Source organism: Philodulcilactobacillus myokonensis (genome assembly GCF_027923585.1).
In the GTDB taxonomy this organism is placed as follows: domain Bacteria; phylum Bacillota; class Bacilli; order Lactobacillales; family Lactobacillaceae; genus Philodulcilactobacillus; species Philodulcilactobacillus myokonensis.
This window is the reverse complement of record NZ_BRPL01000002.1, coordinates 354,321-373,769: the sequence shown is the minus strand read 5'-3', so window position 1 is coordinate 373,769 and position 19,449 is coordinate 354,321. Positions and strand designations below refer to the sequence as shown.

Below are 19,449 nucleotides of genomic sequence, written 5' to 3'. Positions count from 1 at the left end.
AAAGCGTTTTCAAATAAAACAATAAAAATAATCACCCTCATTAAAGGATGATTATTTAGAACTATTTACTTAATCAGATAGGCCATCTAAAATTGGTTTCAAACTAGCAAAGGTTCTAAAACGATCACCAATTAAAACGCCATCAATTCCAATTTCTTTAGACAATTTAGCTTCATCGGCTTCAACATGGCCGCCCAACAATAGTTGATACTGAATGCCATTATATTGATCTAAACGTTTTCTAATGGTGCTAAAGATATTCTTAGCCTCTGGATTAGTATACATCTGCTTGCCAGCTTTATCAGACGCCATGGATTCCCAGGCAACAATAATCTTATGGTGATTTAAATCAACCTTTTGGACGATTTGATTAAATTCATTAATAATTTTAGATGGTTGATCACCGCTTAATCCAACGGTAATGATGGGTGTAATTCCATTTCGAATGGCATTTTGCAACTTATTATTAATTACATCATAATCTTCTTTTAGCATTGTCCGACGTTCAATATGACCAATAAAAGCATATTTAATACCATAATACTTTAATGCATTGTCAGGAATTTCCCCGACCGTTCTAGCCTTGGTCGTCAAATCTTGACTCACGATTTCAAAGTTAGAATAATGATTCGGTTCTAAAATCGAAGGTGCAACCAACAATCGCGGTTGAAACTGATTTTGTTCAATTTCCTTCATCATTTTTAATTGTGATTTGATCGGCATCTTAGTTTTAAAATTCATTACACATAACATTTCAATCATCCCTATCTAATTAATAATTTATTTACCAATATCACCATTACTTCTTAAATAATTTAAATGTTCACGTAAAATTCCATCTCGCAAACCATTATTTGAGAAAATCAGCCGGTCCGAATCAAGATGTCTAAGGAGTGAAATAACGGGGGTTAACCCACCGACAATAATATCAGCGCGATCCTTAGATAAACCGGGGATTTGTTTCCTTTGTTCTAAATTAGAGGAAATGATTTGATCAAAGATATGATTAGCAGTGTAATTAGACATTCTAAAGCCATGAACATCTAAATATTTTTTGGCATTATCAGCCCTAATTTGAATTTTAGCAAGGGTCCTGTTTGATCCACCAAGGGCAACTACCGGTAAATTTTGACCCTGATGAAGCCACCACATGTTGTTATATAGGTTTTCCATGTTAGAAAAAATGTTGAACATGTCACTAGCAGATACTTTATCGGTATGCAAGTATTTCTCAGTCAATGTAACTGCACCCAGTGGGATACTGGTTAACCTAGAAATGTGCTTATCCTGGACTAAAATAATTTCAGTACTGGCACCACCACTATCCATGATGACACAGTTAACAACCGGAAGTGAATTCACAACACTTAAGTAGTCATAGTATGCTTCATGGTTCCCAGTAATGACGTCAACTTTGATCTTGGCTTTTTCTTCCGCAGCTTTTATAAAATCCTGCTTATTCTTAGCCATTCTGGTTGCGGCGGTGGCAACTGCCCTTACCGTTAAATTAGGTAAATTAGCGAATTCCTTATGAAAATCACTAAGGGCTTTGATGGTTCGGTCAATCGCTGGTTTTTTTAAGACCATTTCAGGTCCCATGTCTTCCGACAAACGAACCGTTCTCTTATCACTAATAATATTTTTGGTTCGACCTTGATCATCAATTTGGGTAACGGTCAATTTAACTGTATTGGAGCCTAAATCAATTACACAATAATTTTCCATTTAATTTCACAAATCCTTTCAAATTATCCACGTTTTAATAGCTTTTTTAATTGCTTTTTAAAACTGAAGTGCGGCGTTGGCTTAAACAATGAATCGGAAATCGAAACCCGGTGGTCAATCAAATACTGTTGAACATCAAGTGGTTTTTCATCCCCTGGTTTTAATAGTTTCCAATGATCATCCGGCTGTAAAACACTGGTTTTAACATTATCATGCCAAAATAGATCATAAATATGAAGAATCCGTTTCTTAATATTATGTTGTTCAATTGGAATCAATAATTCAACCCGGCGGCTTAAATTACGTTTCATTAAATCAGCACTGGATATGAAGACCCTCGGATGACCCCCATTATGAAAACAATAAATTCGACTATGTTCAAGCAACCGACCCACAATTGAATGAACAACGATGTTATCACTTACTTTGGGAATGCCGACTCTTAAGTTACAGAGTCCCCTTACGATTAAATTAATTTTAACACCCTTTGAACTAGCTTCATATAATTTTTTAATCATGGGACCATCTGATAATGAATTCATTTTCATTTGGATTAACGCTTTCTTACCCTTTTTAGCATTGTTAATTTCATTATCGATCATCTTCATCAAATAATTTCTGATGCCATCGGGTGAAATCACTAATTTTTTCAAGTGCAGAGATGATGATGTTGACAAGCCTGAAATCATATTAAAGATTTTGGTAGCATCATTACCCATTTCTTCATTTGCCGTAAAAATGCCCATGTCTGTGTACAATCTAGCCGTCTTATCATTATAATTACCGGTTGCCATGTGCATATAACGCTTAATCCCGTTTTTCTCTTTTCTGACGACCAAAGTTAACTTGCAATGGGTCTTTAAACCAGCCAAAGTATAAATAACATTGCATCCCGCTTTTTCAAGTTCACGTGACCAATGAATATTGTGTTGTTCATCACCACGAGCCTTTAATTCAATCAAAACCGTAACCTGTTTACCATTCGATGCGGCTTTTTCTAATGCTGTAATAATGGGTGAATGTGACGAAACCCGGTAAAGTGACATCTTAATCGCAATTACTTTTCGATCACTTGATGCCTGCCTAATTAAATCAATGACGGGCGTGAAGGAATCATAAGGGTGATGCAAAAAGATATCGTGATTTGAAATCACCTTAAATAAGTTATGATTTTTGATTATCTTAGGATAATATGGAGTAAAGGGTTTGTACAATAAATCATGGTGGCCTTTAACCTGTTTAATAATGCCATTCACAAAATTTAAATCAACCGGGCCATCCAATTCATAGATATCATGTAAGTCTAGTTTAACGTGTGGTGTTAACCATTTTTTTAAACGGTCACTCATGGATGCTTCAACTTCCAAGCGAACTGGTTTACCATACTGTAATTGCTGCAAGTCACGCTGTACTTCGCTTCTAAAATCAGTCGTGTGGAGGTCATTCACCTCTAGATCCATGGCACGGCAAATTCTAAAGCTCGAAGTCTTGCTGATCTTAACCCCACGGAACAAATCATGGATGTGATGTTTAATGATTTCCTCTTGTAAAATAAAATCATTTTCGGCATCCGGTAATTTAACGACCCGGGAAAATGCATTCGAAATTGGAACAATCGCGTAGAATTGACGTCCCTCTTTATCTTCAATATCAGCAACAACGTTTAGTTGTTTATCGCGGACAAACGGGAATGGACGTGAAAAATTAACCGTCATTGGTGTGATGGTCGGGTATAAATTTTGCTCAAAATAGCGATCAATGAATTCGCGCTGGTGTTTAGTTAGATCTTCATAATTAATTAAGTGAATATTATGTTGATCCAAAGCTGGCATTAAATCATCATGTAATGTATGATACTGCCTTCTAACGAACCAGTGGGCTTTTTTGATGACTTTCGATAAAACTTGCGTTGGTGTCTGCCCCGAATCGTCAGGACCATCACCAGCTTTAATGGCATTCAAAATTTTAGCAACCCGTACATTGAAGAATTCATCAATGTTACTCTGGGTAATCCCTAAAAAGCGCAACCGTTCCAATAACGGATTTTGTTTCACCTTAGCTTGCCGTAAGACTCGATCGTCAAAATCGATCCAGCTAAGGTCTCGATTATTAAAATATTTTGGATTATTAAAATTATCCATACAGATTTGACTCCTATCAATATATTTTTATCAAGGTTAATTTTGATTTTAAAAGGTCTTATAAAGAGAAATGATTTTGTTTCCTTACATTAATTTTATATGTTTTTTAGGTTAAAGTACACTCATATACATGGTTGACAATCCATAAATTAGTTCCATAATTATGGTTATGATTATTTTTTCAATGGAGGTTATAATATCGTAAAAATTGGCATTACAGATGACATTTTTCTAAGAAAAGCGCGCTTCATTAACGATAAAAAAGCTAATTTTGTCCCGAACGGTTTTGTTCGCGTGGCAGTTAAACACAACGCCTTACCAATCAGTTTTCCAATCCTACCACCTAGGATGGCGGATGACGCCATTCAAATGGTTGACGGGTTAATTTTAACTGGCGGCGTTGATATCGATCCAAAATTCTACCACCAAAAGAGGATTCCAGAAGTAAGAAGAACTTACCCTGCCCGTGATGCATCGGAATTAGCACTTTTTAAAGCGGCTGTAAAGCAAAATAAACCCGTTTTAGGCGTCTGCCGTGGCATGCAAACCATTAACATTGGTTTAGGTGGCAATCTCTACCAGGACTTAGACGTTGCTTTTAAAAAGCAAAATGCCCATCCCATCTTAGAACACAAACAAAAAGAAGACGGTTCCATTCCAACCCAACACATCACATTAGACCCAAATAGCCAGGTTGCTAAAAGTTGTGGCGTTCACCCGTTCGTTAATTCTAGGCACCACCAAGCAGTTAGAAAAGTTGGCCAATCATTAAAAGTGGTTGGCAGAGCAGACGATCACATTATTGAAGCAATCGAAAATTCAGACGCTAGCATTCAGGGAGTCCAGTGGCATCCAGAAAATATGTTTGAACATTATTCTGAACAGGATCAGCTATTTGCTGATTTCTTTAAACGCGCTGCCCAAAATTAAAAAATGCATGTAAATAAAAATACCAATCAATTTCAAATTGACTGGGATTTTTTGATTTACTTAATATATTGAGCTAATCGTTTTGGTAAATTATTAATATTCGCAGCGTAATCAGCAACGTTTTTAGACGTAATCTTACCAGAAAGTTGTTTAGCAATTTTATTCATTTGTTTCTTTTGGTACTTAGTTAGCTGATCCTGAAAAATATTGTTTAAAGCCAGCATATTTTTCCGCATCCTCTTAACATAAGCAACACTATAATAGCCGTAACTATTTTGATAATCACTTGGTTGATTACTTTGGAAATCACCATCAGCGTATACAAAATAATTCAAGCTATTAGCAACATCTCTACGGTTTCCATTTTCGTTGACGTAGTTAAATGACGTGCCAAATGGAACGTCAGAATTATTTTGCAATAATTCATTATAAGCACTGACGTCTAATTTCAAATGTTGACTACGGCTTAAATTTTGGTCATTACTTTGCGCATGGTCCTGAACGTAGAAACGGATCATTCGGTTTTGGTAGTAAACATCTAAATGGTGCTTCCTCATTTTAAAATTAAATGGCATGTAGTTAGAATTAGTAACAACGCCATATTTACCATACCCCATTTTCTTAAAATGAAGCCGCATGCGGTAACGATCAGATTTACTTTTACTATTGTAAAAAGCAGTGTAACGATAAACTTGTAGTGTCTTATCATGATTACCACTCATTTGCCAAGTTTTTTGATACTGGTTAGGGATTCTTAATAACTTTTGCTTAGCGCTTGCAGTTCCACCAATGGTTGAAAGCCCCAAGAATGAAACAGCAGCTGCCAATAATAACTTAGATTTCATTTTAATGCCCCTCAAATTTCATTTCATATCACGATTCATTTTCAATTGTATTTAACATATTCATGACGGTCAACACGTTCTCTTAAAATGAAAAGAAATTGAAATTAACTTGAAATCTATTGGTAATCATCATTAAGAATATTTAGATAATAAAATTTTAAAATTATCACGCTGCCAACTTTTGCTCAGTAAAATGTTAGCAATTGGAAATTCTAAATGGCGCTGCTTTAAATCAATTATCAATAAATTTTGCAATCGACTTTGTTTAATCTGAATTTGCTTAATTTGTTGATTCATAATAAATGCATTGTGCCCACTCAAATGACCTAGCATGGTATAACCAATAAATAGCAATCCATCCTTTTCAAAATCGATCAAAATATTTTGGTCGTTAATAAGCCCCAACTTGCCGAACAAGAACTTGCGACGGTAGTAACTATTGTTAAGGTATAGGACGTTGTCGATGCGATCGGACATCCCCATCCGTTTTTTATAATCAATAATCCGTGATGCCTTAAGATCAGCATTGATTTGATGGCGATTATCATTCGGTGGTGCAATGTGTAAATCAATACTAGGCCTTTTTTGTTTGGTTAGATTAATTTGATGCTTTTTAGAACGCTTCTTTAATTGTTTAGTCTGATTGGTGCCACAATATGGACAGTAAGTAGCATCATTGGGAATTCTTTTTTTACATTTAATACAGAGGGTAATTTTTTGTGAATCCATCGAAGAACTTCCTATTCATTCAATAATGATTTAATGGTTGCTTCCATCTTTTCAGGTTTCGTAACGGGAGCATAACGATGAACCAAATCACCAGATTGATTAATCAAGAACTTAGTATAGTTCCATTTAATCCTTCCATGACCTGATTCCGATTTTAAATGGGTAAAAAGTGGATCGGCATCGTCACCATTAACGGCGACATGCTTTGTCATCGGGAAAGTAACCCCATAATGTAAATGACAATACTGGTCGGTTTTTTCATCATCCTGAAATTCCTGATGAAATTGATTGGATGGTAGTCCAATGACTTCGAATCCTTTTTCATGATATTTTTGATACAGGGATTCAATTCCCTTCAATTGTGGTGCTAACCCACATTTACTAGCGGTATTAACAACCAATAAGACGTGTCCTCGATAACGATTAAAATCAATTGTTTCGCCGCCCATTTCAGTTTCTTTAAAGTCATAGATTGAAGCCATATTAGACAACCCCTTTTTTATATTATTTTATTTATACCTAATTACAGTATAATATAGATTAACGTGAATTTCGGTTTTACTGACTATTATAATGATCGTAGTATAATTAAAATAGATAAGGAAGAAGTGATTAGCGTGAAATTTCCAATGAGAATTTATTTTTCTGGTTCCATTCGTGGCAGTGAAGAAGATGTCAAAATTTATCATAAATTAATCGCTGCACTGCAAAATTATGGGGATGTTTTAACGGAACACCTTGGCAGACATTTACTTACTGCTAAAGGTCAAAGCCATTTCAGTGACAAATTCGTTCATGATCGTGATATTGGCTGGTTAAAATCCAGTGACTTAATTGTTGCTGATACATCGATTCCCAGTTTAGGGGTTGGATACGAACTAGCATATGCTGAACAGTTACAGATTCCAGCAATTGTATTGAATAATCCTAAACATAAAAACTTATCAGCAATGATTAAGGGATCTCAATACTTTAATTACCATCAATACCATAATACCAGCGAAGCAATTGAAATCATCAACCAAGAAGTCCCTAAATATCAAAAACAAATCAAAAGATAAATTACAATGACTAGAATTATCATTCAATTTAACTTATTATAGATAAGTAACTAAATTTTATATTTAAGGATGATTCGACATGAAAAAAGCTAAAGCAAATCAATTAAACTTCTTAAGTATTGTAATGCTTGGTATCAATGCCATCATCGGATCAGGGATTTTCCTATTGCCAACAACCGGAATGAAATTATTCGGTCCAGCAAGTATCTTAATTCTCATATTCGATGCAATTTTAGCATTTACCATTGGAATGTGTTTTGCCGAATGTTCTGGACTTTTTGATGAAACTGGTGGATCGTACATATATGCCGATGCAGCATTCGGCCACTTCATTGGATATGAAGTCGGAATTGCAGCATGGGTAATCCGAATCATTGCTGAAGCATCCATGTACGTTGCATTAGCAACTGCGATTGGCGGATTCTTCCCCAGTTTAAACACTCCCGTTGCTAAAAATGTAATCGTATCAATTATTGCAATTTTACTGATGGCTTTGAATATTTCTGGAATTAGAATGACGGCAATTTTAAATAATGTTGTCACGGCTGGAAAATTAATTCCGATTATCTTAGTTATCGTTCTGGGATTATTCTTTATTCACCCCGCTAACTTCCACCCATTCTTCGTTCCCAAATTAACAACGTCTGGTAACTTTTCAAACGCCGCTTTGACTTTGTTCTATATTTTCACTGGCTTCGAAGGTTTAGTTGTGACTGCTGGTGATATGAAGAACGTCAAAAAGAATCTTCCAAGAGCTGTGATGTTAGTTTTAAGCATTGTTGCTGCCATTTATATCCTAGTCATGGTTGCATGTATTGGGGTTTTAGGAAAAGGATTAGCAAATACTACGGTTCCTCTTCAAGCAACGTTAACTAGGATTATGGGTCCATTTGGTGGGATTTTAATTCTAATTGGTTCTGTCCTATCAATTGGTGGAATTTGTATTGCCCAATCATTCATCACGCCACGTTCAGTTGTTGCCCTTTCAAAGCATGGAATTACGCCCAAGTTCTTTGAAAAGACCAACAAACGTGATGCCCCATACGTTGCCATCATCTTTTCAACCATCTTGGTATTACTATTGGCATACACCGGAACCTTTACTAAGTTAGCTCAAATTAGTGCCGTTTCTAGATTTGCTCAATTTATTCCAACTTGTATTGCAGTGATTGTCTTCAGACATAAGATGAAGAACGCCAAAAGATCGTTTAAATTACCGTTTGGACCGGTGATTCCAATCATTGCGGTTCTAGTTTCACTCTGGCTCTTAATTAATACTGACCCATCTAAATTAATCTGGGGCTTTGGTTCATTAATTATTGCCATTCCATTCTACTTTGTTACTAGAGCTTATCGCAAACGTAAATTAAATCATTAATCAATAAAACCCGTTTCTTGTTTGAAACGGGTTTTAATATTATAATTATTAAGAAATTAAAAATGGTTTATCTTCAGGGCAGGGTGAAATTCCCGACCGGTGGTAAAAGCCCACGACCTACCAATTGGTAGTTGATTTGGTGGAAGTCCAAAGCCGACTGTTAAAGTCTGGTATGAAGAAGATATAATCAATCATTGCATATCTTTCTTGAAGATAGGCCTCAAATAAGGGGTTTATATTATGGAAAATCATTTTGATGTTAAGCAATTAGTTCAGTTGGCAATTTTGGCAGCGGTGTCATACGTCTTAATGTTGATTGCCATCCCAATTATTCCAGTTGCACCGTACATGAAACTAGATTTAAGCGACCTGCCGATTTTAATTGGGACGATGATGATGGGAATTTCCGCTGGAATCACAATTGCAACTGTTAAATCATTGCTGTATTGGATTACAATTGGCGGTGCATCCTTGCCAAGTCTCATTGGGGTCTTCTCTTCATGGGCGGCTTCAATTGTTTTATTGTTAGCGGTCTTTTTCGTTTTAAAATCCTTTAAAAGTCACACCCGTAAATTAAAATGGATCATGATGATAATCCTAGCAACGTTAGCTTTAACCATTGCAATGTCATTATTAAATCTATACGTTGTAACGCCGTTATACATTAATATGATTGGCTTAAAATTATCATTTTCAGTTCCAAAACTAGTTGCAATTGCTGTGATTCCCTTTAATATAATCAAAGGAATCGTCATTGGCATTATTTTTGCAATTATATATCCACAATTAAGTAAAATTATAAAATAATCTAAAATAAAAAATGATGACCATATTGGTCATCATTTTATTTTTTAAACCTTTTAGTACTGGTTGATACAACCATTGCCCTCAGGCTAAATAGAAATTGAAAATGGTAATCATACATCATTACCCTTGCGTTTCGGCCATCCAAAATATTAGCAATTTTAACTAACGGCCTTTTCCTAGCAATCACTAAAATTTTACCGTTCTTTTTCAATACCCTTAATAGTTCGTTCATCATTAAATTATAGTTTTGCGAATATCTAAAAATGCTTTTTCTTGTATCGCACATTGTAATTAAATTGAACGTTTGGTTATCAAACGGTAAATCATAAGGATTACCATTCATGATACTTGTCTTATAGCTATTTCGCTTAAATTTAACGTTTTGTCGGGCACGCTTCAGCATTCTTTCCTGGTGATGGGTTTCAATCCCGACAATTTTTGATGAAGGCTGATTGGCAAGTTGATTTAATAAGTAACCATTACCACTACTTAAATCTAAAACGACGAATGATTTATGTAAATGCAAATATTTAAAAATACTTTTAATCATTGCACTTTCAATCCAATACGAACTAGTCGATCTAGCAATTAAAATCAGCATTAGAAGAATGACGGCAATTGCAATTATTTTGACATTTGAATCTGGAATCATCAATGATCCAATCAATAAGCCAAGCAAAACAATCAATATTAAAATCAATTGAATAAAATTAACCAAATAATATTTTAATATTCTTTGCAATTACCACACCCCATTTAATATTTTTTAGTCATTACTAAAGTCCTTAGTCCCCATAATGGTTGAATTTTAATCTTAGACATTTGGACATTGGCACCTTTGGACTCAAAATATTTTGCCATTTTTTTAGTGATTCGAGGCGTATTAACCATCATAAATTTACAGTTTGGTTTTAGCATGCGATAGATTTCATCACAGAGGCTTTGATATTCTTTAGCATTGGTCGAAGTAATATTACTATTATTTTCATTTGATGCTGTGATTAAGTCAAATGAACGATTAGCATACGATAACTCATGAATATCCTGGTTAATAATGTTAACTTGGTTTTGAACGTGGTACTTATCAACGTTCCTTCGAATTCGTTTTGAATTTTGATATTGATCTTCAACCCCAACGAAATAGGATAACTTGGTATTTTTAACCGCATCGATTAAGAAGTAGCCACTGCCAGATCCTAAATCAAGTCCCTTCTTAACATTTGATAAATCATTCTTACTAATCAATCGGTCAATCAAACGGTATTTTTGCCAATTAGCAAAAACCATCCACAAACCAAATAATAACAATAATACTCCCCAGCGCCATGATTTTTTAAAATTAAAACCAATTAAAATCAAACCGGAGAAAATACTGACGAATAAAATATATGGTTCGTCAAATCCAAAATTGAACAAACGTTTCATTTTCATAAAGAAGCCTCTTCTTTCAACTTTTGTTAAACTATTCTTAATTATATCATAATTAGAAATATAGATTTAACGTCGCTTCAATTCAGATTGTGATAACCACTTATAATTTTTGATAACATATCCGCCATTAGTTGGTCTGTAATTCACCATATATGCAGGACCGTTATTTATATCTATAATTGTAGCATACGCACTACGCATATGGCCATAATTAGATTTCAAACGAACATGGGCACCACGTCTTAAATGACCACTGATTTGCTTATAAACGAGCCAATGGTAGTGCCTAATCACATGTTTACGATGTTTAGGACGATAATTAACTTCATATAATTTACTGCGATAAACACCAACGACTTTAGCGTGTGAATGACGCATATATTTTCTAGCGCCCGTTTCCAGATAAACTTTTGAATTTACTTTAAATTTTGGATGACGAGCACGTCTTAATCCCATCACGGTATGGTAATGGTGAACATGGTGTCCCTTAGCACTAACATTTGAAAATCCTAAAAATAGAACCCCAATAATTGTCACTAATATAATTGAACAAATTTTTTTCATTTTTTATCAACCCCACTAAAAAAAATATTATACCCCTTCAAAATTATGATATCAATTTTCGGATTATATGTATGTTAGAATGCCAATAGAATATATTTTTAGGAAGTGAACGTTTCATGAAAAAGTCAACAATGATCACCTCATTAATGGCAGCTGGTATTTTTTTAATTACACCAACTACTGCTAATGCAATGTCTAAAAAAAGCGTCAATTACTGGAGTAAAATTCATTATGTCAGATTAAGTAAACCAATCACAATCGACCAATATAAAATCAAGCACCGTACCATTTCAAAAATTACCGCCAAAAAGCACTTGAAGCGTGGTACTAAAGTATATGTTGCTTTAGATAAAAATGCCAAAAGCATGTGGAATATTATGGGTAATAATATTAAACAGAGCAAGAATAAGGTTTGGTTTGCTAGACAAAATGGTACCAAATGGCTTAAAGTAACCAAAATGCCAAAAGTTAGGGCTGCTAAAACATATAAAATTAACTCATACTGGCAGAAGTTCCGTTACGTTCAATTAACAAGAAGCATTAAAGTCTACCGATACCAAGTTAAGAACCATACTTTAACTAATAAAATCTTGTCAACTAGGACCCTTAAACGTGGTTATCGTACCCTTGCAGCATACGATCCAAACATCAATGGATTCTGGAGCATCGTTGATAATAACTTAAAGCAAACTAAATCATCCGAATGGTTCACTAGGCAGCCAAATACTAAATGGATGAAGGAAATCAAGATTCAGGCCCCAACGTACAAATCTAAGTATCAAACGGCTGATAATGACATCCCAAGTGATCACTTTGTCAGTGGATACCTACCATTTGGAAATAATTTAGTTGATGGAAACGGGAAAACGATTGCTGACAGTAATACTCCATATCAATTTGAAAAACAAAGTGATGGAACTTATGTCATGCAAGCCAATGGCCAAAACATTGCTGTTAAAGTAGGCACTAGTCTTTGGGCCCCGGTTTCAACTAAGCAAACGAATGTGATGACAAGTGGTCTTGATAAAGCAAATCTAGTTTTTTCACAATATGCACCAAGTGATCATCAAGCAGTGGTCCCATCTAATTTTAAATTAAACGATGGTTTAAAGTGGATTATTAGTAATTCTGCTAAAAAAGTTAATCAAAATCAAGTTGTATATGCAGCTTACGTTTACAGCAGCAAGCAACATGCTTGGAATCCTGAATATTTGACCTTTAAGCAATAAATTAAAATTACACCGTGATTGAAGGGTTTAAAATGAAACGAATTTTAATGTTAATGGCTTTTATGATTGCTTCAATTGGCGGAATCAATGCCCATGCAAATGAAAATTATTCTTTAAATGGTAGTTTTAATCAGTTCAGTCCTAATCACTATCAGGCATTAGATAGAACTTCTGAAACACTGATGCCACATTTAAAGTCTAATTTTAGTTATGAGCATCGCATTGGTCATTTCGATGTCAATGTCACAATGATTAAAAAAGTTGTCATTCATGGAAAACACAAATTAACTTTAATTCCCAATCAGGTGATTAAAATTAAAAGCAATAACCGCAAGACATGGGAAGTAGCTGTCAATCATCATAGATATAAAATTAGTAAACGTGAATTAAGTTCAGAAGATTTTACGATGGTTAACACCCGTTATTTAATCGGTAACAGTAATGAGGTCATTTCTGAATTGGCTCCTAATGATCGTTCAGCAGTCGTCCCAGATTTATTCAATTTACAAAACCATACGGAATGGCTTCAAATAAGCCACAATAAATTAATTAACGGGTTCGTATACTCAAGTCAATCTAATGATTGGGAAAAATTAACGTTAATTAATAAAAATATCTAACCGCTATTGGTTGCAATCCGTGCTATGATGATAATGAATAGTCTAAAGGTGGTAGAGGTTATGAATTTTAACGTTATTTTAGATCAACAATTTACTAACAATCAATTCTCATCCGATGAATCCAAACAGCGACTTGTTCAAATTTTAGATGATGAAGGTAAAAATCCCATTACTGAAGATTTAACGGATAAAATGGGCAGTCATGATTCAGATTACCAAAACGAAATTTGGTTCTGGTCATATTCAATGAAACACCCTGCTCCGTTTGATAACAGTGATTTTTACTTTAGTAACTATCGAATGGTAATGAGTTTCAGAAATCAGGAACAACTTCATTTTATTACTTCCGTCTTCCTGTTTGATATTCAAGCAATTACATTTGAAGATCATGCTTTAGTGGTCAAAACCAATCGTGATCAGTTTAAATTAAATTACAACGATGAAGACGAAGCTAAGTACTTAAAGGAGTCTGCTAATATTTTAAAAGGTGCCTGTAATCAAGCTAAGCATGCTAACGGCGACTTCACGGCCGATTTACCAGTTACACAGGAAAGCAGTGGTAGCCAGGTTTCTAAACAACAATCTAATGTTGATTCAAGAATTCCAGGAAATGCTTCACAATCACAAGCAAATTCTGCCAATTTAAATGAAATCAATCCACAAACTCCTCCATCTGAGCACAGAGAAACTTCGGTTGATAAACCATCCGTAGCTAAGGAAAATAACGATGGACATCAGGCATCAATTAAAGTAAATGATGATGAAAAATACCCATCTAAATTTACTAATGCTATGCCGGTTGCTTCCGGTGGTGATATTCCAGATGGATTTGAATTTGTTGAGAATTATTACACCGCATCATCAGACCCAATCTTAGCTTCAACACCGCAAAGTTATAAAAAAGCGATGAAGCTAATTTTAGAAGACATTGAAAATGAAATTAAGCGAACTGATGCAGACGCTGGATTTAATTTTACAACTGATTACGACGTTGATTTAGTCGGCCACATCTTAAATATTTTTGCATACGTTGATATTTGCAAGCGTGCATAATAAATAAAATCCCATCATTTTGATGGGATTTTTTATGCTCTAATTAATTTTTTAACAATTTGATCATTCAGTAATTCATGAGCAGCTTGGTCCAATTGATGGCCAGAAATGCCAAGTTGTTTTGCCAGTTTTGCTTTATCAACATCTTTTTGCTTAGCAGAAATTAAGTAGCTACTTAATTTCTTACTAGCACCACTTAATGACCGTAATTTTTTAACAGCATCGTTACGGTCAAAAAATTTAACATTAATATTTAAATTTAATTTATCCATCGATTTCCCTTCTTTTTACTAATTTCATTTCAAAATTAATTTTAACATAAATTAAAGACCAGTATGACTTAACATACTGGTCTTTAACGACTACTTTTAGAAGGGTTTAAGAAAATATGTCAGTAACTTAAAACTCTTCAATATATTTATATAATTCCTTATTCCCATAACGGATCGTATAAATGCATTGAAAAATCAAGAAACCAATCAGGCTGCAATACCTAACAACCAATTATTATTATATACCCAAACTGCCAAACAATTCAAAACAAATTTTGGTATAATTAAACTAATTTAACTAAGGGAGCGATTAGCATGGGATTAATCATCATTATTTTAATTTTATTAGCTATTTTTCTAGCAGTTGGTTTTGTTCACGATAAAAGGGAAATGAAGGAAAAGGAAGCCAATCAAAAAGATGATCATCAAAATGATGATCATCAAAAATAACTACATTTATTGAAAAATAAAGCGATCATGCGGATTTAAATAGCCACTCTTAAGATTGGTCTTTTTAAAATTAGCAATGGTCTTTTTTTGATTGTTCCAATCAAAATCAAAACTCTGTTGATCGTTATCACCAGCACCCGTTACTGGAAGAATTTCACCGTCATAATTATCATCAATCAAATTATGAATATGTGGCAAGCTTAAAATTTGAACGACTGGTTGAGCTAAATTTTCTGGATTATTAAAGACGGCCTTAACGTAATCTTTATTTAAACCGCCTTCACTATCAATTTGGTAAATCAAACGAATCACATGGTGATAAGTAATATCAATTTTGGTCATTAATTTAACGGTACCAATTTCCTTTTTGTGGTGAATAATTGAACAATCAACGGAAACATAAAAAGCTTTATGATTAACAGATTGAGTCATCCGAACCTGTTTCGGGTCAAATTTAACGGTCAATTTATCTTCAACAAAGTTTAAAACATCACCGATATTTACATGGAAGAAACTGCAGATTTTATTCAACGTCTGAATTTGATAACCATGTAAATTTTGGTTATTAATTAAATTATAAATAGTATTTCTTGATAAGTGCACTTGACGAGATAAATTTGAAATACTAATATGACGTTCATCAATTAAGTCTCTTAAACGGTTAGAAATCATAGTATCACTTCCTTTATTATTAATCATAGCTAGTATATGCATTGTGTCACACAAGATGCAACAATTATGATTTAAAAATCCAAATAAAAATGGGACAGTCACATGACCGCCCCACTTTCTATGATTAAGATTTTATCCTAAAATCTAACGACAAAGGCTAAATTACCATTGTATCTATTTTTGATATTAATCTTGAATCCCTGTTTTTCAAAATATTGAGCTAGGTTTTCCATTTGTTTGTTAGTGACGTAGTGATCGAAATCATCTTTTCTAACAAGTGTTAAACCAGCCTGCTGTTCTGCATTATGTTTAATCATATTTTTAACGTGGGTTAGCATTTTGTCATTAAAATCACCCATTGGGAAATTTTTATGGTTCCATTCACGAGCCATTCGGTACAGTTTATCACCTAGTGTATTATCATCTGTCTGGTGATCATTTTGAATTTGATACCATGACATCACAGCAACATTGGTATTAGTATCGGCATTTAACCATGAAAAGAAACCATCTTGATCCTTAGTATAGTTTCTAATTTCAATATCTTCCCGAATACAGTAAGTACTAATTAAATCATTAACGTTATCTTGGTTATCATCATTTTCATGGTGAGTTTCATATTCATACTGGGTATAACCGTGAGCAGCTAAGTCTTGTAATTTTTTTACGATTTGATCCCAAGCGGATTTAGAAGTATCAATCCGCCACTTTTTAAGATCTTGATTACGTTCTAAAATATCATCAATTTCTTCTTTAAATGTCATTTATATTCTTTCCTTTCATAGAATTAAGTCAAAGATAAACAATCACATTATAAAAGAAAATATGCTTTTGATAAAGGATGTCGCCTATTAGAACAAACTAAAAAGAGCATTCCTATCAATAATAGTTAATATTAACGATAGGAATACTCTTTTTTAATCTAACAAAAGTTAGTTCAGATTAAGCTTCCTTCTGTGATTGTTGTAAATCACGAATTTGTTTTCGCATCCTAGCAAGCTTTCTTTGCTGAGCTTTTTGACGAGGCAAATCAATATTAATAACATCTTGATGTTCAAATTTCTTTGCCTGGTCAGAATTTGCTTCACTTACCACTTTTGATAAGAAGTTTTGGGAAACATCATTCAAATGCATTTCCAAATTAGAAGCATCCTTTTCTAACTTTTGCAATTGTGACATATTTCTCCGAACTCGACGAGCCATAAAAAGTCCTCCTCTACAACTTCAATCTATGCCATTAATAAAGAGTACAATTACCCTTTCAAACTTTATCTTATCATTTTATATTAAAAAAAGAAATAAAAATAGGTAAAAAGGTTGCAAATATACTTTTAAAAGTATATTATAGTCATAAGTTGCTGGTGAAGCAGTAACTTACAACTGAATATAAGGCTATGGACACACCGTGAAATGATTAATTTCATTTTCAAAAGCTAAGCAAACCAATGCTGCGCAGTTCTAGGGGGTACGAGGTTCTAGTATATATAGTCCCTCTAAAATTCGTTGTTCCTAAATGTACTGTATATAAACACTTGGAGGTGCTCGTATATGGCAAACTTAGTTATGTTGGTTATTTTTGTTGCTTTAGTATACATGTTCGTTAGAAGAATTGATCTTGCTAGAAAAGGTCATACTCCTAACATTGATAACGTACTAAGACGCAATATGTTTTAGTTCTTAACTTTTGAGTTAAGTGCGGACACGAGGTTCTAGTATATATAGTGTCTTAAGATTGTTCCTAAATGTACTGTATATAACACATGGAGGTGTATTATATATGGTAACCTTAGGCATAACAGTTTTCATCGTTCTAGCCGTTCTAACATTATTATATTCATTAGTAATGTTTGGAATCCAAAGCAACCATAAAGCAGTTAATATGAAACGCACTAGAGATATCTCAATTGGTTCTCTATTAGTTGCTTTTGTAGTTGGTTCAGTACTTGTTCTCTAAGGATCGAAATTAATTCAATAAAAGTAGATAAATTGTTGCTGAGGAAATAAGCACACTAGTTTTTACTAGCGTGCTTTTTTTATTTTAATTTTTTATGAAAATGATTATAATTGAAAGTAATGAATTTTTATGAAAGGAGGTTTATTAATGCTTCGTAAGATGAGAATGAATCAAGTGGATGAACATCTTTTTGATGACATGCATAGTTTAAACGCAACTTCAATGTCGTACCATGCTACATATACCATCCCACTCCGCAGTTTTTTATATCGTATGATCAAATTATGGTATGCCAAACACCACATGAATATCAATCAAATCCACAATTACAAGACTGATGGCAGATACATGTACTTCACAGCTGGAGTTGGATACGATATTATCAGCAAAGACTTATTAAACGGTAGTCATAAGGCTCAAGATCAATTTTATGATATGAGCAAAGAATATATTAAAAAGCATTCGCATGCTTATACTTCTAATAAATAATATTTTTCAGGGTTTAATCAAATTGATTAAACTCTTTTATTTTGCTATAAATATGTTATTATTAACATATGTTATTTAAAACATATTTAAAGGAGAAAATAAAAATGGAAAATAACAAACACTTAGTTAACAATGGTTTGATGATTGAATACTTTTCGACCGCTTGGATGGCATTTGAATTCATTGTTGGTTTCATATCTGGATTACAAGCCCACTCAATTCTATTGATTGCCTTTGGATTGGACAGCTTTTTAGAAATCATTTCGGGGAGCGCCCTCATCTGGCGATTAAAGAAGGAAATGAACGGTGATGATTCACAGTCAATTATGAAAGCTGAAAAAAGATCATCATTAATTGTTGGATCTGTTTTAATCTTGCTATCAGTCTATATTGTCGTCATTTCTCTTTATAATCTTTTTACCCACCAAGCTTCTGATAATAGTTTATCCGGTCTACTAATCTCAGTTGCTTCGGTCATCTTAATGCCCATTTTAACAATTTTAAAACGAAAAATGGGAAAAGCACTCCACTCTAACGCACTAGTTGAAGATGGCATGTGTAACATTACATGTGCATACATGGCTGGTACCGTCCTATTAGGAACACTATTAACCTACCTTTTGAATTGGTGGTGGGCAGATTCAGTTGCCGCCTTAATCTTAGTTTACTTCATCTTTAGTGAGGGTTTGGAATCATTTCAAGAAGGCCGAAAATAAGCTATAATAAGCTGTAATTAATTTAAATGGAGGGGTTTCTCTTGAAGCAAGATTCAATTCATTTAATCGATGAAAAACACCTAAAGGAATCACAAAAAATATTTAAACTATTAAGTAATCCAACTAGGCTTCAAATGTTACACTTATTAGAGCAAAAGAGACTTAACGTTAAAGAAATTGGTGGAATTTTAAACGTTGAACAATCCGTTGTTTCACATCAACTGGCTCACCTTAAAAAATTTCAGCTCGTTAGTTCAGAACAAATTGGTAAAGCAAGGTACTACCAGTTAAATGATCCGCATATTTTAGATGTCGTTAATGAAACGATTGCCCATTCTGACCATGTCATGCGGGGTAAAAAGCATGGTGAATAAAAAAAAGCA

26 protein-coding genes and 1 riboswitch are annotated in these 19,449 nt (G+C 33.9%); of the genes, 13 read left to right on the top strand and 13 right to left on the bottom strand.

What is annotated here, in order from left to right; genetic code table 11:
• Window positions 1–69: 69 nt before the first annotated feature.
• From WR164_RS01945 to ppk1, 3 genes are read right to left on the bottom strand one after another with little or no spacing between them, the layout of a single operon-like run.
• The gene (locus WR164_RS01945; protein ID WP_286135875.1) at window positions 70–753 is read right to left on the bottom strand and encodes a triose-phosphate isomerase; all 684 of its coding nucleotides are present in this window, start codon (window positions 751–753) and stop codon (window positions 70–72) included.
• 27 nt (window positions 754–780) lie between these two features.
• Complete coding sequence (locus WR164_RS01940) at window positions 781–1,725, bottom strand: Ppx/GppA family phosphatase (protein WP_286135874.1); 945 nt, start codon at window positions 1,723–1,725, stop codon at window positions 781–783.
• 23 nt (window positions 1,726–1,748) lie between these two features.
• Window positions 1,749–3,866: a polyphosphate kinase 1 gene (gene ppk1 / locus WR164_RS01935; protein ID WP_286135873.1), complete on the bottom strand. Its 2,118-nt coding sequence runs from the start codon at window positions 3,864–3,866 to the stop codon at window positions 1,749–1,751.
• 198 nt (window positions 3,867–4,064) lie between these two features.
• Between ppk1 and WR164_RS01930 the strand changes: the two genes are divergently transcribed.
• A complete protein-coding gene (locus tag WR164_RS01930; protein ID WP_309297713.1) occupies window positions 4,065–4,796 on the top strand; it encodes a gamma-glutamyl-gamma-aminobutyrate hydrolase family protein in 732 nt (243 codons plus the stop codon).
• Between the two features lie 56 nt (window positions 4,797–4,852).
• Here WR164_RS01930 and WR164_RS01925 read toward each other — a convergent pair whose 3' ends face one another.
• From WR164_RS01925 to WR164_RS01915, 3 genes are all read right to left on the bottom strand, one after another.
• Complete coding sequence (locus WR164_RS01925) at window positions 4,853–5,641, bottom strand: hypothetical protein (protein ID WP_286135871.1); 789 nt, start codon at window positions 5,639–5,641, stop codon at window positions 4,853–4,855.
• A gap of 132 nt (window positions 5,642–5,773) precedes the next feature.
• Complete coding sequence (locus tag WR164_RS01920; protein ID WP_286135870.1) at window positions 5,774–6,370, bottom strand: zinc ribbon domain-containing protein; 597 nt, start codon at window positions 6,368–6,370, stop codon at window positions 5,774–5,776.
• 11 nt (window positions 6,371–6,381) lie between these two features.
• Window positions 6,382–6,852: a glutathione peroxidase gene (locus tag WR164_RS01915; protein ID WP_286135869.1), complete on the bottom strand. Its 471-nt coding sequence runs from the start codon at window positions 6,850–6,852 to the stop codon at window positions 6,382–6,384.
• A gap of 147 nt (window positions 6,853–6,999) precedes the next feature.
• Between WR164_RS01915 and WR164_RS01910 the strand changes: the two genes are divergently transcribed.
• The 3 genes from WR164_RS01910 to WR164_RS01900 all read left to right on the top strand — a co-directional run bounded on the left by WR164_RS01910 (window position 7,000) and on the right by WR164_RS01900 (window position 9,616).
• Window positions 7,000–7,431 (top strand): nucleoside 2-deoxyribosyltransferase, encoded by a 432-nt coding sequence (locus tag WR164_RS01910; RefSeq protein WP_286135868.1) that lies wholly within the window; start codon window positions 7,000–7,002, stop codon window positions 7,429–7,431.
• 79 nt (window positions 7,432–7,510) lie between these two features.
• Entirely contained in the window at window positions 7,511–8,809 is a 1,299-nt protein-coding gene (locus WR164_RS01905) for an APC family permease (RefSeq protein ID WP_286135867.1), read from the top strand.
• Between the two features lie 65 nt (window positions 8,810–8,874).
• Window positions 8,875–8,996, top strand: a riboswitch (FMN riboswitch).
• Between the two features lie 53 nt (window positions 8,997–9,049).
• Window positions 9,050–9,616, top strand: a complete 567-nt coding sequence (locus tag WR164_RS01900) for an ECF transporter S component (RefSeq protein ID WP_286135866.1) — start codon at window positions 9,050–9,052, stop codon at window positions 9,614–9,616.
• 37 nt (window positions 9,617–9,653) lie between these two features.
• Here the strand turns inward: WR164_RS01900 and WR164_RS01895 are convergent, their stop codons facing one another.
• The 3 genes from WR164_RS01895 to WR164_RS01885 all read right to left on the bottom strand — a co-directional run bounded on the left by WR164_RS01895 (window position 9,654) and on the right by WR164_RS01885 (window position 11,611).
• Window positions 9,654–10,358 carry a class I SAM-dependent methyltransferase gene (locus tag WR164_RS01895; protein ID WP_286135865.1) on the bottom strand — a complete coding sequence of 235 codons (705 nt, stop codon included), beginning with the start codon at window positions 10,356–10,358 and terminating at the stop codon, window positions 9,654–9,656.
• Between the two features lie 14 nt (window positions 10,359–10,372).
• Window positions 10,373–11,047 (bottom strand): class I SAM-dependent methyltransferase, encoded by a 675-nt coding sequence (locus tag WR164_RS01890; RefSeq protein WP_286135864.1) that lies wholly within the window; start codon window positions 11,045–11,047, stop codon window positions 10,373–10,375.
• A 66-nt stretch (window positions 11,048–11,113) separates the two neighbouring features.
• Window positions 11,114–11,611, bottom strand: coding sequence for a DUF1541 domain-containing protein (locus tag WR164_RS01885; protein WP_286135863.1), 498 nt, complete (start codon window positions 11,609–11,611; stop codon window positions 11,114–11,116).
• A gap of 116 nt (window positions 11,612–11,727) precedes the next feature.
• On the opposite strand from WR164_RS01885, the gene WR164_RS01880 reads away from it, so the two are divergent.
• From WR164_RS01880 to WR164_RS01870, 3 genes are read left to right on the top strand one after another with little or no spacing between them, the layout of a single operon-like run.
• A complete protein-coding gene (locus WR164_RS01880; protein ID WP_286135862.1) occupies window positions 11,728–12,840 on the top strand; it encodes a hypothetical protein in 1,113 nt (370 codons plus the stop codon).
• Window positions 12,841–12,872: 32 nt separating this feature from the next.
• A complete protein-coding gene (locus tag WR164_RS01875) occupies window positions 12,873–13,460 on the top strand; it encodes a hypothetical protein (protein ID WP_286135861.1) in 588 nt (195 codons plus the stop codon).
• Between the two features lie 60 nt (window positions 13,461–13,520).
• Window positions 13,521–14,513: a hypothetical protein gene (locus WR164_RS01870; RefSeq protein ID WP_286135860.1), complete on the top strand. Its 993-nt coding sequence runs from the start codon at window positions 13,521–13,523 to the stop codon at window positions 14,511–14,513.
• Window positions 14,514–14,545: 32 nt separating this feature from the next.
• Here WR164_RS01870 and WR164_RS01865 read toward each other — a convergent pair whose 3' ends face one another.
• Window positions 14,546–14,785: a hypothetical protein gene (locus tag WR164_RS01865; protein WP_286135859.1), complete on the bottom strand. Its 240-nt coding sequence runs from the start codon at window positions 14,783–14,785 to the stop codon at window positions 14,546–14,548.
• A 315-nt stretch (window positions 14,786–15,100) separates the two neighbouring features.
• Between WR164_RS01865 and WR164_RS01860 the strand changes: the two genes are divergently transcribed.
• Entirely contained in the window at window positions 15,101–15,235 is a 135-nt protein-coding gene (locus WR164_RS01860; RefSeq protein WP_286135858.1) for a hypothetical protein, read from the top strand.
• A 6-nt stretch (window positions 15,236–15,241) separates the two neighbouring features.
• Here the strand turns inward: WR164_RS01860 and WR164_RS01855 are convergent, their stop codons facing one another.
• The 3 genes from WR164_RS01855 to WR164_RS01845 form a co-directional block, all read right to left on the bottom strand.
• Window positions 15,242–15,907: a helix-turn-helix domain-containing protein gene (locus tag WR164_RS01855; RefSeq protein ID WP_286135856.1), complete on the bottom strand. Its 666-nt coding sequence runs from the start codon at window positions 15,905–15,907 to the stop codon at window positions 15,242–15,244.
• Between the two features lie 137 nt (window positions 15,908–16,044).
• On the bottom strand, window positions 16,045–16,671 hold the full coding sequence (locus tag WR164_RS01850; RefSeq protein ID WP_286135855.1) for a hypothetical protein: 627 nt from the start codon (window positions 16,669–16,671) through the stop codon (window positions 16,045–16,047).
• 178 nt (window positions 16,672–16,849) lie between these two features.
• A complete protein-coding gene (locus tag WR164_RS01845; protein WP_286135854.1) occupies window positions 16,850–17,110 on the bottom strand; it encodes a hypothetical protein in 261 nt (86 codons plus the stop codon).
• Between the two features lie 345 nt (window positions 17,111–17,455).
• Between WR164_RS01845 and WR164_RS01840 the strand changes: the two genes are divergently transcribed.
• From WR164_RS01840 to WR164_RS01820, 5 genes are all read left to right on the top strand, one after another.
• Window positions 17,456–17,581 (top strand): hypothetical protein, encoded by a 126-nt coding sequence (locus WR164_RS01840; RefSeq protein WP_286135853.1) that lies wholly within the window; start codon window positions 17,456–17,458, stop codon window positions 17,579–17,581.
• Between the two features lie 103 nt (window positions 17,582–17,684).
• Window positions 17,685–17,861: a hypothetical protein gene (locus tag WR164_RS01835; protein WP_286135852.1), complete on the top strand. Its 177-nt coding sequence runs from the start codon at window positions 17,685–17,687 to the stop codon at window positions 17,859–17,861.
• A 147-nt stretch (window positions 17,862–18,008) separates the two neighbouring features.
• Entirely contained in the window at window positions 18,009–18,350 is a 342-nt protein-coding gene (locus WR164_RS01830; RefSeq protein WP_286135851.1) for a hypothetical protein, read from the top strand.
• Between the two features lie 104 nt (window positions 18,351–18,454).
• Window positions 18,455–19,066 (top strand): cation efflux transmembrane domain-containing protein, encoded by a 612-nt coding sequence (locus WR164_RS01825; RefSeq protein ID WP_286135850.1) that lies wholly within the window; start codon window positions 18,455–18,457, stop codon window positions 19,064–19,066.
• A 26-nt stretch (window positions 19,067–19,092) separates the two neighbouring features.
• Window positions 19,093–19,440, top strand: coding sequence for an ArsR/SmtB family transcription factor (locus WR164_RS01820; RefSeq protein ID WP_286135849.1), 348 nt, complete (start codon window positions 19,093–19,095; stop codon window positions 19,438–19,440).
• Window positions 19,441–19,449: the final 9 nt, after the last annotated feature.

What these genes read in the sequence shown, in the direction of transcription:
- WR164_RS01885 (WP_286135863.1), bottom strand. Translation starts at nt 11,611, where the DNA reads ATGAAAAAAATTTGTTCAATTATATTAGTGACAATTATTGGGGTTCTA.
- WR164_RS01875 (WP_286135861.1), top strand. Translation starts at nt 12,873, where the DNA reads ATGAAACGAATTTTAATGTTAATGGCTTTTATGATTGCTTCAATTGGC.
- WR164_RS01905 (WP_286135867.1), top strand. Translation starts at nt 7,511, where the DNA reads ATGAAAAAAGCTAAAGCAAATCAATTAAACTTCTTAAGTATTGTAATG.
- WR164_RS01840 (WP_286135853.1), top strand. Translation starts at nt 17,456, where the DNA reads ATGGCAAACTTAGTTATGTTGGTTATTTTTGTTGCTTTAGTATACATG.
- WR164_RS01825 (WP_286135850.1), top strand. Translation starts at nt 18,455, where the DNA reads ATGGAAAATAACAAACACTTAGTTAACAATGGTTTGATGATTGAATAC.
- ppk1 (WP_286135873.1), bottom strand. Translation starts at nt 3,866, where the DNA reads ATGGATAATTTTAATAATCCAAAATATTTTAATAATCGAGACCTTAGC.
- WR164_RS01850 (WP_286135855.1), bottom strand. Translation starts at nt 16,671, where the DNA reads ATGACATTTAAAGAAGAAATTGATGATATTTTAGAACGTAATCAAGAT.
- WR164_RS01910 (WP_286135868.1), top strand. Translation starts at nt 7,000, where the DNA reads ATGAGAATTTATTTTTCTGGTTCCATTCGTGGCAGTGAAGAAGATGTC.
- WR164_RS01860 (WP_286135858.1), top strand. Translation starts at nt 15,101, where the DNA reads ATGGGATTAATCATCATTATTTTAATTTTATTAGCTATTTTTCTAGCA.
- WR164_RS01900 (WP_286135866.1), top strand. Translation starts at nt 9,050, where the DNA reads ATGGAAAATCATTTTGATGTTAAGCAATTAGTTCAGTTGGCAATTTTG.
- WR164_RS01855 (WP_286135856.1), bottom strand. Translation starts at nt 15,907, where the DNA reads ATGATTTCTAACCGTTTAAGAGACTTAATTGATGAACGTCATATTAGT.
- WR164_RS01920 (WP_286135870.1), bottom strand. Translation starts at nt 6,370, where the DNA reads ATGGATTCACAAAAAATTACCCTCTGTATTAAATGTAAAAAAAGAATT.
- WR164_RS01870 (WP_286135860.1), top strand. Translation starts at nt 13,521, where the DNA reads ATGAATTTTAACGTTATTTTAGATCAACAATTTACTAACAATCAATTC.
- WR164_RS01830 (WP_286135851.1), top strand. Translation starts at nt 18,009, where the DNA reads ATGCTTCGTAAGATGAGAATGAATCAAGTGGATGAACATCTTTTTGAT.
- WR164_RS01820 (WP_286135849.1), top strand. Translation starts at nt 19,093, where the DNA reads ATGGAGGGGTTTCTCTTGAAGCAAGATTCAATTCATTTAATCGATGAA.
- WR164_RS01940 (WP_286135874.1), bottom strand. Translation starts at nt 1,725, where the DNA reads ATGGAAAATTATTGTGTAATTGATTTAGGCTCCAATACAGTTAAATTG.
- WR164_RS01890 (WP_286135864.1), bottom strand. Translation starts at nt 11,047, where the DNA reads ATGAAAATGAAACGTTTGTTCAATTTTGGATTTGACGAACCATATATT.
- WR164_RS01880 (WP_286135862.1), top strand. Translation starts at nt 11,728, where the DNA reads ATGAAAAAGTCAACAATGATCACCTCATTAATGGCAGCTGGTATTTTT.
- WR164_RS01835 (WP_286135852.1), top strand. Translation starts at nt 17,685, where the DNA reads ATGGTAACCTTAGGCATAACAGTTTTCATCGTTCTAGCCGTTCTAACA.
- WR164_RS01915 (WP_286135869.1), bottom strand. Translation starts at nt 6,852, where the DNA reads ATGGCTTCAATCTATGACTTTAAAGAAACTGAAATGGGCGGCGAAACA.
- WR164_RS01865 (WP_286135859.1), bottom strand. Translation starts at nt 14,785, where the DNA reads ATGGATAAATTAAATTTAAATATTAATGTTAAATTTTTTGACCGTAAC.
- WR164_RS01945 (WP_286135875.1), bottom strand. Translation starts at nt 753, where the DNA reads ATGTTATGTGTAATGAATTTTAAAACTAAGATGCCGATCAAATCACAA.
- WR164_RS01845 (WP_286135854.1), bottom strand. Translation starts at nt 17,110, where the DNA reads ATGGCTCGTCGAGTTCGGAGAAATATGTCACAATTGCAAAAGTTAGAA.
- WR164_RS01925 (WP_286135871.1), bottom strand. Translation starts at nt 5,641, where the DNA reads ATGAAATCTAAGTTATTATTGGCAGCTGCTGTTTCATTCTTGGGGCTT.